This is a genomic window from Nonomuraea fuscirosea (assembly GCF_003001935.1).
GTDB lineage: Bacteria > Actinomycetota > Actinomycetes > Streptosporangiales > Streptosporangiaceae > Nonomuraea > Nonomuraea fuscirosea.
In genome coordinates this window covers 637516-652029 of sequence record NZ_PVNG01000001.1, presented here as the reverse complement: position 1 = coordinate 652029, position 14514 = coordinate 637516, and the positions used below count along the sequence as shown (strand labels likewise).

Below are 14514 nucleotides of genomic sequence, written 5' to 3'. Positions count from 1 at the left end.
GATTCTCGAAAGGCGGGTTCGGCACATCTGAATTCATCTGAAAGACTCGCGCAGAAACCTTCCGGAAATCCCCTCGTGTGAAGCTGCCCACACCAAGGGAAAAGGAGAGCCGATGCGCCAGCTGACCGCACTCGACGCCCAGTTCCTCAATGTCGAGACGACCACGACCGCCGCACACGTGGCCGGTCTCGCGCTGCTCGACTCGGCGGACGGCTCGGTCAGCAGAGCCGCCCTGGCGGAGCTGCTGCTGGATCGCCTCCACCTCTCCCCCGCACTCAGCCTGCGCCTGGTGGAGGTGCCGCTGGGTCTCGACCACCCGTACTGGGCGGCCGATCCCGACTTCGACATCGCCAACCACCTGTTCGAGACGGAGCTGCCCGAGCCTGGTGACGACTGGCAACTCGCCGAGACCGTGGCCCAACTCCACGCCCGCCGTCTCGACCGTGCGCATCCACTGTGGGAGATGCACCTGATCACCGGCCTGACCGACGGAAAGGTGGCCGTCTACACCAAGGTGCACCACGCCGCCATCGACGGCGTCTCAGGCGCCGAAACCCTGGCCACTCTCCTCGACCTGACCCCCGACGGCCACCTCACCCGCAGACGCATCCCCACGACAACAACCCCCACCACCGCCAAACCCCCCACCGGGGCACGTCCCACACCCCTCGCCACCGCACCCACCGAGACGGAAGACGCGGCCGACGACTCGATGCCTGCCCCCACACCCACCGAGACGGGGCACGCGGTCAGCAAGTCGAAGCCCCGCTCCGCGCCCGCCACGGCCGACGGATCGAAGCCCAGCCCTACGCCCACCAAGACGGAGCACGCGGCCGACGGGTCGATGCCCGGTCCTACGCCCGCCGAGACGAAGGACGCGGCCGACGGGTCGATGCCTGGCCCTGCGCCCGCCGAGACGAAGGACGCGGCCGACGGGTCGATGCCTAGCCCTGCGCCCGCCGAAACCGAGCACGCGAGTGGCGGGGCGATGCCCGGCTCTCCGGCGCCGGATGACGATACGCCGGGGATGATCCGCATGCTGGCCGGAGCCGCCGTCCGTGGCGTGACCCATCCCGTACGCGCCCTCCAGTCGGCTGTCAGGGCGGCGGAGGATATGGACGCCATCCCCGTGGTCGCGGGCCTGCCCGGCGCGAAGCTGATCGCCAAGGCCGCGCGGGTGGTGTCCGGCGACGGGCATCACCGTCCCGGCCTGCCCAGCCTCGCCGTCCCGCGGACCCCGTTCAACGGCCCCATCAGCGCCCGCCGCCACCTCTCCTTCGGCTCGCTGTCGCTCAAGGACGTCAAGAACGTCGCCAAGGCCAACGGCGTCAGCGTCAACGACGTCGTCATGACGTTGTGCACGTCGGCCCTGCGCTCGTGGCTGCGCGAACGGAACGCGCTGCCCGAGGCGCCGCTGATCGTGGCCGTCCCGGTGGCGGTACGACGGGCCGAGGCGAAGGACCTGGTCGGCAACCAGATCTCCGCGATGGTGACACCCCTGCCCACGAACGTCGCCGACGCCAGAGAGCGGTTGCAGGCCGTCGGAAACGCCATGAGCCAAGCCAAACGGCGGTTCGCCCGGGCTCCGGCGACCTGGCTGAGCGAACTGTGCTCGATGCTGCCCGCCCCGGTCACCAGCCTGGCCACACCGGCGATCTTCCGGCTGGCCGGGATGGCGTTCCCACCGATCAACCTCATCATCAGCAACGTCCCCGGCCCGCAGTTCCCGCTCTATCTGTGCGGCGGCCGGGTCCTGTCCTACTATCCCCTGTCGGTGCTGACCGACATGAGCGGCGGCCTCAACATCACCTGCTTCTCGTACGACGGCATGCTCGACTTCGGCATCGTGGCCTGCCCCGAACGCGTGAACGACGTGTGGAGCCTGCTGGCCCACCTGCGTACGGCGCTCGACGAACTCCTGGACGACCAAGTGGACGACGAGTTCCGCAACGGCGCCGAGGCCGAGCTGGTAACCGGTCAACCGGCATAGGTCCTGGCGGTGATGCAGAACGACGGCACAGGATCGCGGTAGAACGCCGCCTCTGAGGCCACGGGCAACCAACCAGGCCAGCATCTGAGGTCACGGGCGACCACCCCGGCCGACGTCCGAGGCCACGGGCGACCACCCCGGCCAGCCTCCCGACCACCGCCACCTTCCAACCTGGCTCCCCTACCACCGAGCGTTCCCGCTGACGCCCCCGCCCACAGCGAACGCCGCAACCGGGTTCGCGCTCTTCAGCTGAACTAGGCCAACCTGGTCTGCAGGAGGCTCGCACTGTTCTGAGCGGGGCCTGGCCTGGGAGGCCCCGCACTGGAACCCCAGGGAAGAGCAGAAACACGGGCGAGGGCGAGAGCGGGAGCGCGGGCGGGAGCAGGAGCTCGGGCGAGAGCAGGAGCGGGAAGCAGGGAGCAGGGAGCAGGGAGCATGAGCGGGAAGCGGGAGCGGGAGCGGGAGCGGGAGCGGGAGCGGGAGCGGGAGCGGGAGCGGGAGCGGGAGCGGGAGCGGGAGCGGGAGAAGAAGGCCAGACACCGGAGAAGAGCCGGATATCGGGATAGGACGTCGACGGAAGCGGAACCTCAGGCGACAGGGCGGAAGGTCGAACGAGGGCGGGATATGGGGGTCAATGGGAGAAGCCAGGCCCGACCGAGATACCAGACCGGGCCAGACGCCAAGCCGGGCCAGACCCCAAGCCGAGCCATACGCCAGGCCGCGCCCAGACGCCAAATCGGGCGCAGATACTAAGCCCGGCCGAGACGCCAGGCCAAGCCCGGACATTAGGCCCAGCCGAGACATCATGCCCGGCCCGGACACCAAGTCCAGCCGAGACCCCCACGCCAGACCCAGACACCACGCCAGACCAGACACCAAGCAGGACCGGGTTATCCGCCCGGACCGAGTCATCCGGCCAGGCGGCGGGTTAGTGTTCTGGGCCGGCTACCTGGTCGGCTACGCGGCCGATTCGGGCGAGGCGGGCCAGGGCGGGGCGGGAGAGGACTTCGCCGATGTCATGCAGGGCGATGATCAGCTCCTCCACCCCGTCGAGCGGCATGTCCGGCTCTCTGCTCAGCAGGATCCCCCGGTAGTCCTCGCGGGAGACGGCGCCGCCGGGCAGTTCGATGCCGTCGTCCTCGGCACGGAACAGCACCTGGACCGAGGTGTCGAGGACCAGGGCGAGGGCGGTCAGCTCGGCCGCCGTGAAGGCCCGTTGCCCACGCTCGGCCTGGTGAACGGCCTGGCGGCTCCACGGCCTGTCCAGGTAGCGGCCCAGCGCCTCCCCCAGCTCGGTCAGCGACATCCGGCGTTCCGCCCGCAGCCGTGCGAGCTGCCGCCCGATCGCCTCTTCTACCCGCATCCCCACGCCCCTTCACGCCTGCCTGTCATTCTGCACGATGACACCGACAGCCGGTCATTGACGGAAGGGCGCTCGCGACAGTACTGTAAATCTACAGAGTTCCCCGTCAATGTAGTCAATGACACGACTGATGGTGAGGCGAGACATGCAGGACATCGTCATCGAGGTGGTCGGACCGGTCGGCGACTGCGCCGTGCTCAAGATCGCCGGCGAGGTCGACGTGTTCACTGCTCCCAAGCTGCGCGAGCAGGTGGTGGACCTGGCGGGCAAGGGCATCGTGCACCTCGTCGCCGATCTCAGCGCGGTGGAGTTCCTCGACTCGACCGGCCTCGGGGTTCTCGTCGGCGGCCTCAAGCGGCTGCGTACGCACGACGGGTCGCTGTCGCTCGTCATGACCACGGACCGCATCTCCCGCATCTTCAAGATCACCGGCCTCACGGCGGTGTTCGCCTCCCACAGCTCGGTGCAGGAGGCGATCACGGCCGACGCGCACTGGACGCGGATCACCGAGCGCGAGGCAGGCAGCGTCGACGAGTGGTGCCGCCAACACGGCCTCGCCACCGCCTGACCTTCACGGCCGCCGGCCTGGCTCATCAACGCCGGTGACACCGGTTCGTCCACGTCCTCAACGCTCCGGATGGTGGCGGCAGGCGTTCGCCCGCGACCGGAACGAGTGTCAGGGGCGGGATGCCTCGTCGAGGAGGGTGAGTTCCTCTTCGCTCAGCGTCAGCGCCGCCGCCTCCATCAGTGGGCGCAGCTGCTCCACGTTGCGTGCGCTCGCGAGCGGTGTCGTGATCGTCGGCTGGGCGGCGAGCCAGGCCAGTGCCACCGAGGCCGGCGCGGCCCCGCGTTCCTGCGCGACCCGGGTGAGGGCCTGCAGCGTCCTGGGGCCGTGCTCGGTCTCCAGGTAGCGGGCCGCCGCTCCCGCTCGCGGGCTGTCCACGTTCGCGCCCGGCGTGTACTTGCCGGTCAGGAAGCCGCGGGCCAGCCCGGAGTACGGCGTGCTGGCCAGGCCCTCGGCGGCCACGACCGCACGCAGGTCGCCCTCGTAGGCGCGTTCGACCAGGTTGTACGGCTGCTGCAACGCCACATAGCGGGCCAGGCCCTCTTCATCGGAGGTCTTGAGGGCCTCGGCCAGCCGTGGCGCGTCGTAGTTGGAGGCGCCCACGTAGCGCACCTTGCCCTCACGGATCAGCGTGTCGAACGTGGACAGCGTCTCCACCAGCGGCGTGTCGCGGTCGTCCACGTGTGCCCAGTAGAGGTCGATGTAGTCGGTACGCAGCCGCCGCAGCGAGTCCTCGACCGCCGTCCTGATCGTGGCCGGCGCCAGCCCCTTGTGCCCCTCCAGCATGCCGACCTTGGTGGCCAGCACGATGGAGTCGCGGTTGCGGCGCGCCGCCAGCCACTCGCCGATGATCGTCTCGGAGGTCGACTCCCCCGTCGCCCAGTACGGGTAGACGTCCGCCGTGTCGAGGAAGTTGCCGCCACCTTCGACGTAGGCGTCGAGGACGGCGAACGAGGTCTCCTTGTCGGCGGTCCAGCCGAAGACATTGGTGCCGAGCGATATCGGGAAAACGGACAGGCCGGTAATGCCCAGTGATCTCATCCCGCCATTATCCGCACACCCTGCCGGAGAGGCTGGAAGCGCCCCCGCTGATGTGGATGCCTGGTCAGCGCGGTCGTCGCCGACGGCCTGTCCCTGGTGAACGTGGCACCCTTCCCGCCGCGGGACTGGGTGTCAGTTGACGCGGTGGACCAGGGAGTTGCACAGGGTGCGGAGTTCGGTGGCGGACGGGAGGTGTTCGTCGATGACGCTCAGCGCGGTTTCCACGTACCGGTCGGCCAGGGCCTGGGACTTCTCCCGGCCTCCCGCCTCCTCCACGAGGTGGGCGGCGTGTCGTACGGACTCCTCGTCCGTCGTTCCGGCCGCCAGGAGGGCGGACAGTTCGCGGGCGGCGGAACCGCCGTCGGCGAGGGCGGCCAGGACGGGGAGCGTCTTCTTCTCGTGCCGCAGGTCGCTGTAGATGGGTTTGCCCGTCACGCGTGGGTCGCCCCAGATGCCGAGCATGTCGTCCACGATCTGGAAGGCCACCCCGAGGTCGCGGCCCATGGCCCACATGGGGTCGGCCAGTTCCGGCGCCCCACCGAGGGCGACGCCGGCGGCGGCGGCCGCGCCCAGCAGGCTGCCGGTCTTGCCCGCGGCCATCTCGGCGTATTCGTCTATGCCGACCTCGCCCGGCCCCTTCCACGGGCGGTTCTCGAACGCCATGTCGGCGCTCTGCCCCTGGACCAGTTCGATCAGGGCGGCGGACAGGTACGGCATCGCCTCCGGCCGGCCGGCCAGCTGGCTGACGGCCAGGGCCAGCAGCGCGTCACCGGTGAGCAGCGCCGGGCCCACACCGTACGCCTTCCACAGGGCGGCGCGGTGCCTGCGCAGCTCGTCGCGGTCGATGATGTCGTCGTGCGCCAGGGAGAAGGCGTGCACCAGCTCCACCGCCACCGCGCCGGGCAGCGCTGACTCGGCGGGAGCGCCGACGGCCTCGGCGCTCAGCAGGGCGAGGGCGGGCCGCACCCCCTTGCCGCCGTCGCCCCTGGATATCCCGTTGGTTCCGCTACCGGCTCCTCTGTCCGTTGTTCCCCCACCGGTTGCTCTATCGGCGCCACCGCCGACGCCCCCAAAGCCCCCGCCGACGCCGCCGTGCGGGCCGCCGTCCGTGTCTGACCAGCCCAAAGCGAACGCGGCCATGCGCTCCCCCCAGGGGTCGAGCACCGAGACGGCGTCCCTGAGGGCCGGGTCGAGGAGGCCTCGAAAGCGGGCCAACGTGGCCCCGCTCAACGGATGGCTGAGATTCAACTGGCGCTCCTACCCCGGGTACGATCTTGAATCTACATGCACAAGCATGTGATACTCCACCAGACGGTTGACTTTTGTCAGGAGATGTCCGTGATGTGAGACGGGCACCGTAAGCGATGGAGGGATCACAAGTGGCGTTCGGGGCTCCTGCGATCAGGGCGTCCGCAAAGGCGCCCGCTGAGCCGGCCACAGCCACTCGAGCCGCCCCGCGACTCGCACTTCCTCCCATCTGATCACACGCCGCCTCTCACCCATCAGACACGCAGGCAGCACGGACGCCGGCGCCGCTCGGCTCTCGTGTGCCATCGCATCCGGATCGGGGATCACTGTCATGCCGCACGCCAAGGGAACCCTCACCACCAGACCTCATGTCGTTCCCACCCACCACGCCATACCCAGACTCGTGAGCGACCCGGTCACCGAGCTGGCCAGGATGGGCACCGACGCCGCCGGGCGGGTCGTCCGGCTCCACCTCGGGCCGTTCCGCCCGTACCTCATCTCGCATCCCGACCACGTGCAGCAGGTGCTCAAGACGGACTGGACCAACTTCGTCCGCGCGGGCGTGTTCTGGCGGCCGCTGCAGCGCCTGATCGGGCACAGCATCCTCGGCGAGGGCGAGAGCTGGGCGTCCGCGAGGAAGATCCTCCAGCCGCTCTTCACCGCCCGCTACACCGCCTCGCTGGCCGAGGACATGGCCGATACCATCGCCGCGCGCATCTCCGAGCTGGACGACTTCTCGATCACGGGGCGGCCGATCGACCTTGAGCACCAGATGACCTCGATCGTCAACGACACCGTGATCAAAGTGCTGTTCGGCGGCCGGATCTCCCGTGACACCGCGGAACGGCTGGCGCCCGAGTTCGCCACGTGCGCGACCTCGATCGGCTTCCGCATGCTGCTCCCCTTCGCCCCGTACTCGATCAGGGTGCCCGGCGACCGCGCCTTCCTGCGGTCGGCGAAGAAGATCGACGAGATCGTCTACCCCCTCATCGAGCAGGCACGGCACGAGAAGACCCGGAGCAAGGAGGTCGTCTCTGCGCTGCTCGCGGCCAGGCTGGAGAAGGAGGGCGAGGCGGACCTGCGGCAGGTGCGCGACGACCTGGTGAACATCTACGGCGCCGCCTCCGAGACCACGGCCATGTCGCTCATCTGGCTGTGGCAGGTGCTGCACGACCACCCCGGCGTGCGCGACCGGCTGCAGGAGGAGGTCGACCGGGTGGTGGGCGGCGATCCGGTACGTCCTTCGCACGTCGCCCAGATGCCCTACCTCCGCATGGTGCTCCAGGAGCTGCTGCGCGTCTATCCGAACGCCTGGGTCGTCCCGCGCCAGACGGTGGCGGACACGGAGATCGGCGGCGTGCCGATCAAGGCGGGCTCGCAGGTGCTGATCAGTCCGTACACGACCCACCGGCTGGAGGAGTTCTGGCCCCGGCCGCTGGAGTTCGACCCGGAGCGGTGGGCCGACGAGAAGGCCGCGCTGGCGCACCGCTACGCGTTCGTGCCCTTCGGCGTGGGCCCGCACGTCTGCCTCGGCCAGCACCTGTTCTACATCGAGGCGTCCCTGGTGATCGCGAACGTGATGAGCAGGTTCCGGCCGGTCGTGGCCAATCCGCAGCAACTGAAGCCCGTACCCGGGGGAGCCACCCTGAGACCCAAGCAGAAGCTGTTCCTCCAGCTGCACCCGGCCGGACGGACGCGTGCCGCGTGAGCATCGGCGAAGCCGCGGACACCACCGCGGGAACGGACATCACCGCGGAAGCGGGCGAACTGGTCACGAGCCTCATGCTGCGGCCGTGGGGCCAGGTCTCGACCTCGGTCTACGAGACCGGCCGGCTCGTGTCCCTGGCCCCCTGGCTGACCGGGCACCGGGAACGCATCGACTACCTGATCCGCACGCAACGGCAGGACGGCGCCTGGGGCGCGCCCGACGGGTACGGCGTCGTGCCGACCCTGAGCGCCACCGAGGGCATCCTGGCGGCGCTGACGCGCGCGGACCCGGACACCGATCGCGCGAGCCTGGCCGGCGCGGCGGAACGCGGCCTGCGGGTGCTCACCACCTGGCTGAGCGGCCCGCTCGACCTGCCCGACATGCCGGCGATCGAGCACATCGTCCCCTCGCTGGTGGCCCGGATCAACCAGCGCGTCGAGGACTTACCCGGTCAGGCGCCGATCCCGCTGCCCGCGGCCATGAGCTATGACGCCCTCCACGTCGTCAGGTCGCGGGTCAGGTCCGGCATGGAGGTGCCGGAGAAGCTGCTGCACGCCCTGGAGATCGCCTCCGACGCCGCCGCCGGAGCGCCCGGCATCCGGCCCACGCCGATCGGCAGCGTCGGTGCCTCACCCGCGGCGACCGCCGCCTGGCTGGGTGAACACGGGGAACGTGACGCGCATGATCCGGCCCGCGGGCATCTGGAGGCGGTGGTCCGGCTGTACGGAGGGCCCGTTCCCGTGGGGCTGCCCATCACCGTGTTCGAACGCGGCTGGGTGCTGAGCTGGCTGCTGCGCGCGGGCGTGGACATCGAGGTGCCGCCGGAGATGGTGGCCGACATCAGGACGGCGATCGGCCCGGCCGGCACGCCCGCCGGTCCCGGGCTGCCCGCGGACGCCGACACGACGTCCGTGGCGCTGTACGCGCTGGCGCTGCTGGACGCGCCGTACGAGCCGGACAGCCTGTGGGGGTTCCGCGCCGGCACGCACTTCTCCACCTGGCCCGGCGAGCAGGGCGTCTCGGTCAGTGTGAACGCGCACATCCTGGACGCCTTCGGCGAGTACGTCCGCCGCGTACCCGCCGCCGCGCCGCGTTACGACGAGGCCGTCGCTGAACTGGCCGGATGGATCCGCGACCGCCAGCAGCCGGACGGGAGCTGGACGGACCGGTGGCACGCCTCCCCGTACTACGCCACCGTGAGCTGCGCGCTGGCGCTGGACGCCTTCGGCGGGGAGTCCGCGCGGGACGCGGTGCGCGCGGCGGCCGAGTGGACGCTGCGGACCCAGCGGCAGGACGGCTCGTGGGGCCGCTGGGAGGGCACGGCGGAGGAGACCGCGTACGCGATCCAGATCCTGCTGCTGACCACGGGACACGGCGACCCGCGGCGGCTTGAGGCGGCGGACCGGGGTCACGCACACGTGGCGGGCCGGGCCGGCGGCGACCATCCGCCGCTCTGGCACGACAAGGACCTGTACGTGCCCACCGCCGTGGCCCGCGCTGCGGTGATCGCGTCGTCGTACCTCGTCCGGCGGGCACGGGCGGTTCAGCCGCGATGAGCGTCCGCATCCGCGGCGAGGTCACGGACGGTGTACGCGTGCGTGTCCCTGGCCATGTACCAGCCGCCGCTGAAGAACACGCACCTGCGCTGCCCGTCGGCGACCCACTCCAGGCCGGCGGGCAGGCCGGTGAGCGCCCGGGTGAAGTCCGCGTTGAGCTCGCGGATGTGCGCCGACACCTGCTCGACGGCCGCCTCGGTACGCAGGCCCGCGCGTTCGAGGATGAGGACCGCGTTCGGCTTGCCCTCGCTCCGCTCCCGCTGGAACGTCCTGACGTCGTTGGCCAGCCGCAGGCAGGCGGCCCCGAGCTCGGTGACCTCCCCGACGGAATCCCAGACGGCGGCGTCGGCCGGGCTCGGGCCGCAGATCCCGAGCGCCGCCAGCCACCACGTGTGGTAGAGGAACGTGACGGTGGCGTTGGGCAGGTACTCCTCATAGGTGGGCCACGGCTCGCCGCCGGTCGCCCAGACGCGTTCCTGCGCCATGGCGGCGCCGGTGAGCTCCAGCTGCTCCGCCAGGAGCGGCGCGTACGCGGCGGCGGCGCCGTACCCGCGGAAGCGATCGCACCACGTCTGCCAGGCGTGCAGGGCCTGATCCATGGGCCGGGTCCCCGGCCCCGCCTCGATTCGCTCACCGGTCAGGACGGAGGACAGCCGCCGGAAAAGGGCCGTGACGTCCCGGTCGGTCCACTCCCCCGCGACGTTGTCGGTGATGTCGTCGACGCCGAACAGGATCGTGCTCAGGGCGCCGAGGTCGGCCGTCTGCTCGCGCCGCGCCCCCGGGAACGTGGCCGCGGCCGACAGGCAGCTGAAGGCCAGCCGGCTGCCGGCACTGTCTCCGTCCGCGAAAAGGGCGGTGTACGGGCTCAGCAGGCGGGCCACGTCAGGGGCCGAGTCGAGCGCCGTTCGCAGGATGCCGCCACGGTCCTCCGGTGGCACGCCGGCCAGTTGATGTGACTGCCGAAGGAGCTGGTCAGCGAGGTCATTGTGGATGCGGAAATAAACGGAGGCAGCGTCGGTCACTTGCCCACAATATCGTTTCTGACCCATTTTGGGGGGAATTTGACTATATTGTGTCAATAGCCGGACAAGTGTGAATACTGTTGCTTGAGAGGCACTTTGCCGGTGCGCTAGAGTCCCTTGATCGATATGATGGCCAGCGTCACCGCACGTCAGGTGACTGGCGTACAACATGTGACTTTCACCGGGTGGATATAATGCGCTTCCGCAAGACGCGGCTGCGGACCAAGATCACGGCCATGCTGCTCTCCCTGGCGGCCTTGTGGGTCTTCGCCGCGTGGGTCACCCTCCGTGAGGGAGTCAACCTCCTCTGGGTCTCCCAACTCGACAGCGCTGTGTCGGCCCCGAGCGACCCATTGCTCTTCGCGCTGCAAAAAGAGCGCCGGATTTCGATGGTGAGACTGAGCGAGAAGACCGCCCAATCTCGCAAAGAACTGGAAACTCAGCGTAAGCAGACCGACCGTTTCCACGCGGCCTTCCGCGAGTCGGCAGCTTCCAGCGTGGTGGACCTCGCTCTGGACGACCAGGGCGACGAGCGGCTGGCCGAGATGCTCAAGCGGCTGGAATCGCTGAAGGACGTCCGCAAGAGCATCGACGCCGGGCGGTTCGACCAGACGCGCACGTCCGACGCCTACGCCGACGTCATCGACCCCATCTACGGCCTCTACGGCTCGCTGGCGACGCTCGATGACAAGGAACTGGCCAAGGACGTCCGCTCGCTGCTCGCCCTGAGCCGCGCCAGAGAGCTGCTGACCAGGGAGGACGCGCTGCTGGCCGGCGCGCTCGCCGACGGGCGGCTGACCCCCGACACCCTGGCCGACTTCTCCCAGGCGGTGGGCTCCTGGCGGATCACCGCCGAACAGGCCGCGACCGACCTGCCCGACTTCGACCGGGCCGCCTACGACAAGCTGATCAAGGGGCAGTCCGCCGTCCGGCTGCAGGGCCTGGAGAAGCGGGTCATGGCCTACGACCAGAGCGCCCTGAGCCTGCCGTTCACCGCCACGGAGTGGAGGTCGGCCACCGAGCGCTTCCTGACCGACTTCAACACGATGGTGCTCGACGCCGGTGACCGCGTGGTCGACCGGACGGTGCCGGTCGCCGTCAACGTGATCGTCCGGCTGGTCCTGGCCGGCGGCCTCGGCCTGCTCGCGGTCATCGCCTCGATCATGCTCTCCATCACCACGGCCCGCTCCCTGTTCGCCCAGCTGCAGAAGCTGCGCGACGCCGCCCACGAGCTGTCCGACGACCGCCTGCCCGGCATCGTCGAGCGCATCGGCCAGGGCGAGGAGGTCGACGTCGCCAAGGAGGCGCCCGCGCTCGACTTCGGTGACGACGAGATCGGCCAGGTGGGCCAGGCGTTCAACACGGTCCAGCGCACCGCCATCGGCGTCGCCGCCGAGCAGGCCGAGCTGCGCCGCAGCATCCGCGACATCCTGCTCAGCCTGGCCCGCAGGACGCAGGGCCTGGTGCACCGCCAACTGACCGTCCTCGACGTGATGGAGCGCCGCGAGACCGACCCCGAGGAGCTGAAGGAGCTCTTCCGGCTCGACCACCTGGCCATCCGGATGCGGCGCAACGCGGAGAACCTCATCGTCCTGTCCGGCTCCGCGCCCGCCCGTACGTGGCGGCGCTCGGTCCCCATGGTGGACGTGGTCCGCGGCGCGCTGGCCGAGGTCGAGGACTACACCCGGGTCTCGCTCATGCCGATGGGCGACGTGGTGCTCGTCGGCCGGGCCGTCGGTGACGTCATCCACCTGCTCGCCGAGCTGATCGAGAACGCCGTGTCGTTCTCGCCTCCTTACACGAACGTGCAGGTCAGCGGGCAGCTCGTGGCCAACGGGTACGTGATCGAGATCGAGGACCGCGGCCTCGGCATGAAGCCCGAGGACCTCGAGGCCGCCAACGAGCGCATCGCGGACCCGCCGGAGTTCCGCATCACCGGCACCGCCCGGCTGGGCCTCTATGTGGTCAGCCAGCTCGCCAGGCGGCACGAGATCCAGGTCGTGCTGAAGTCGTCCCCGTACGGTGGCACGACGGTCGTCGTCCTGCTGCCGCAGGAGCTCGTCCAGCTCGACCCCACGCCCGAGCCGCACGACGGCGAAGGGCGCGACCGGCTGCCGCGCAGGCAGCCGGCGGTGGCGGCGGCGAGCCGGCCGGCCTCGGCCGAGAACGTGCGCACGCTCAAGCCCGGCCGGCCCACGGCCGTCCCGCGTCCCGCGGCCACGCCGGAGAACGGGCCCGGGACCAGGCCCTCGACCAGGCCGGAACCCCGGCCCGTGTCGCGTCCCACCCCCGTGCCCGACCCGGAGCCGGCCCCGGCCCCGGCCCCGGAGCCGGCCCCCGCGCCCGCCGGCACCCCCGCACCCGCCCCAGAAACGGCGACCGAGAAGCCGGCCGACCCGGAGCAGCAACCTGTGGCCGAGTTCACCCCATCGGGGCTACCGTTGCGCGTGCCCCAGGCCAACCTGGCGCCAGCGCTGCGTGACGACACACCCACGCAGCCCGACCTCGAGGAGGACGATGACGAGCGCTCGCCGGAGGAGATCCGCGCGATGATGGGATCTCTGCAGTCAGGCACCCGTCTCGGCCGCACCCGCGCGGCCGAGATGATGGACGAGCAGCCCGGAGGTGAAGCATGACCCCGTCGACGGGAACCGACCTCAACTGGCTGCTCGACGACCTGGTCGGCCGGATCAAGGAGACCGAGCACGCCATCGTGCTGTCGTCGGACGGGCTGCTCATGGCCTCCTCGGCCGGCCTGCAGCGGACCGACGGCGAGCACCTTTCCGCCGTGGCCTCCGGGCTGCAGAGCCTGGCCAAGGGAGTCTCCGACCACATCTCCGGCGGCGAGGTGCGGCAGACGGTCGTCGAGTGGAAGAACCAGTTCCTCATCGTGACCACCGCGGGCGAGCGGGCCTGCCTGGCCGTGCTGTGCGCGCAGAACGCCGACATCGGGCTGGTCGCGTACGAGATGGCGATGCTGGTGGCCCGGGTGGGCCAATACCTGACCTCGGGGGCCCGCAACGCCGAGGCCATCGCCAGGAGCGACCGGTGAGAGGCACCGACGATCCCACGGACGAGCACTGGGTGGATCCGGAGATCATCCGGCCCTATGTCGTCACGCGCGGCCGTACCCAGCCTGCCCACGGCAGGTTCGACCTGATCTCCATGGCGCTGGCGGTGGGCCCTCCCCCCGGGCCCGACGCGGGGCTCGATCCGGAGCACCTGCGGATCATCCAGCTCTGCCGCGAGCCCAAGTCCGTCGCCGAGATAGCCGCCTACCTGGATCTGCCGGCCGGCACGATCCGGGTGCTGCTCGGCGACCTGTTCGACCGTGAACTCGTCTCCGCGCAGGAACCACGATCCGAGGTGGACATGCACGACATGAAGATGTACAGGGCGGTGCTCGATGGTCTTCGCTCGCTCTGAGCGTCCGCGCCTGCCGACGGCGATCAAGATCCTGGTCGCGGGCGGGTTCGGCGCGGGCAAGACGACCATGGTGGGCGCCGTCTCCGAGACCCGGCCGCTGCGCACCGAGGAGGTGCTGACCGACCGCGGCATCGGCGTGGACGACCTCACGTCCGTCGAGGCCAAGCGGACCACCACCGTGGCGATGGACTTCGGCCGCATCACGCTGGGCAGCGACTACGTCCTGTACCTGTTCGGCACGCCCGGGCAGGAACGCTTCTGGTTCGTGTGGGACGAGCTGGCCGAGGGCTCCCTGGGCGCGGTCATCCTGGCCGACACCCGGCGGCTGGCCGACTGCTTCCCGTCGGTCGACTACTTCGAGCGGCGCGGGACGCCGTTCGTGGTGGCGGTCAACTGCTTCGAGGGGGCGCCGACGTTCGAGCTGGACGAGGTGCGCCTGGCGCTGCAGCTCAACCCGTCCGTTCCGATCATCATGTGTGACGCGAGGAAGCGCGAGTCGAGCCGTGAGGTGCTGATCGCGCTGGTCAAGCACTCGGCGCGGCTGCGCGCCGAACCGGTCGGCAGCTGACCGCCCAGAGGTCTGGGAGCGCTCAGC

General features: G+C 70.3%; 11 protein-coding genes and 1 pseudogene. 8 read left to right on the top strand and 4 right to left on the bottom strand.

The window, feature by feature from the left end; all coding sequences use genetic code 11:
* Nucleotides 1-112 precede the first annotated feature (112 nt).
* The gene (locus B0I32_RS02875) at nt 113-1990 is read left to right on the top strand and encodes a wax ester/triacylglycerol synthase domain-containing protein (RefSeq protein WP_245955515.1); all 1878 of its coding nucleotides are present in this window, start codon (nt 113-115) and stop codon (nt 1988-1990) included.
* A gap of 928 nt (nt 1991-2918) precedes the next feature.
* Here the strand turns inward: B0I32_RS02875 and B0I32_RS02870 are convergent.
* Nucleotides 2919-3353 (bottom strand): helix-turn-helix domain-containing protein, encoded by a 435-nt coding sequence (locus B0I32_RS02870; protein ID WP_106234611.1) that lies wholly within the window; start codon nt 3351-3353, stop codon nt 2919-2921.
* Between the two features lie 145 nt (nt 3354-3498).
* On the opposite strand from B0I32_RS02870, the pseudogene B0I32_RS02865 reads away from it, so the two are divergent.
* Nucleotides 3499-3831: pseudogene (locus B0I32_RS02865) on the top strand (STAS domain-containing protein); the annotation flags it as partial.
* 198 nt (nt 3832-4029) lie between these two features.
* Here the strand turns inward: B0I32_RS02865 and B0I32_RS02860 are convergent.
* Both B0I32_RS02860 and B0I32_RS02855 read right to left on the bottom strand, forming a co-directional pair.
* Nucleotides 4030-4959 (bottom strand): aldo/keto reductase, encoded by a 930-nt coding sequence (locus B0I32_RS02860; protein WP_106234608.1) that lies wholly within the window; start codon nt 4957-4959, stop codon nt 4030-4032.
* A gap of 132 nt (nt 4960-5091) precedes the next feature.
* Nucleotides 5092-6099 carry a polyprenyl synthetase family protein gene (locus B0I32_RS02855; protein ID WP_106234883.1) on the bottom strand — a complete coding sequence of 336 codons (1008 nt, stop codon included), beginning with the start codon at nt 6097-6099 and terminating at the stop codon, nt 5092-5094.
* A gap of 511 nt (nt 6100-6610) precedes the next feature.
* On the opposite strand from B0I32_RS02855, the gene B0I32_RS02850 reads away from it, so the two are divergent.
* A complete protein-coding gene (locus tag B0I32_RS02850; protein ID WP_181306920.1) occupies nt 6611-7915 on the top strand; it encodes a cytochrome P450 in 1305 nt (434 codons plus the stop codon).
* Nucleotides 7912-9471 carry a prenyltransferase/squalene oxidase repeat-containing protein gene (locus tag B0I32_RS02845; RefSeq protein WP_245955512.1) on the top strand — a complete coding sequence of 520 codons (1560 nt, stop codon included), beginning with the start codon at nt 7912-7914 and terminating at the stop codon, nt 9469-9471. The genes B0I32_RS02850 and B0I32_RS02845 overlap by 4 nt, the downstream gene beginning before the upstream one ends.
* Here the strand turns inward: B0I32_RS02845 and B0I32_RS02840 are convergent.
* Nucleotides 9459-10409, bottom strand: a complete 951-nt coding sequence (locus B0I32_RS02840; RefSeq protein ID WP_181306911.1) for a terpene synthase family protein — start codon at nt 10407-10409, stop codon at nt 9459-9461. The genes B0I32_RS02845 and B0I32_RS02840 overlap by 13 nt on opposite strands.
* A gap of 278 nt (nt 10410-10687) precedes the next feature.
* On the opposite strand from B0I32_RS02840, the gene B0I32_RS02835 reads away from it, so the two are divergent.
* The 4 genes from B0I32_RS02835 to B0I32_RS02820 are packed head-to-tail and all read left to right on the top strand — an operon-like array spanning nt 10688 to nt 14487.
* On the top strand, nt 10688-13129 hold the full coding sequence (locus B0I32_RS02835; RefSeq protein ID WP_106234603.1) for a sensor histidine kinase: 2442 nt from the start codon (nt 10688-10690) through the stop codon (nt 13127-13129).
* Nucleotides 13126-13545 carry a roadblock/LC7 domain-containing protein gene (locus B0I32_RS02830; protein ID WP_106234602.1) on the top strand — a complete coding sequence of 140 codons (420 nt, stop codon included), beginning with the start codon at nt 13126-13128 and terminating at the stop codon, nt 13543-13545. The genes B0I32_RS02835 and B0I32_RS02830 overlap by 4 nt, the downstream gene beginning before the upstream one ends.
* On the top strand, nt 13542-13919 hold the full coding sequence (locus tag B0I32_RS02825) for a DUF742 domain-containing protein (RefSeq protein WP_106234600.1): 378 nt from the start codon (nt 13542-13544) through the stop codon (nt 13917-13919). The genes B0I32_RS02830 and B0I32_RS02825 overlap by 4 nt, the downstream gene beginning before the upstream one ends.
* Nucleotides 13900-14487, top strand: coding sequence for a GTP-binding protein (locus B0I32_RS02820; RefSeq protein WP_106234599.1), 588 nt, complete (start codon nt 13900-13902; stop codon nt 14485-14487). Before B0I32_RS02825 ends, B0I32_RS02820 begins: the two co-directional genes overlap by 20 nt.
* Nucleotides 14488-14514: the final 27 nt, after the last annotated feature.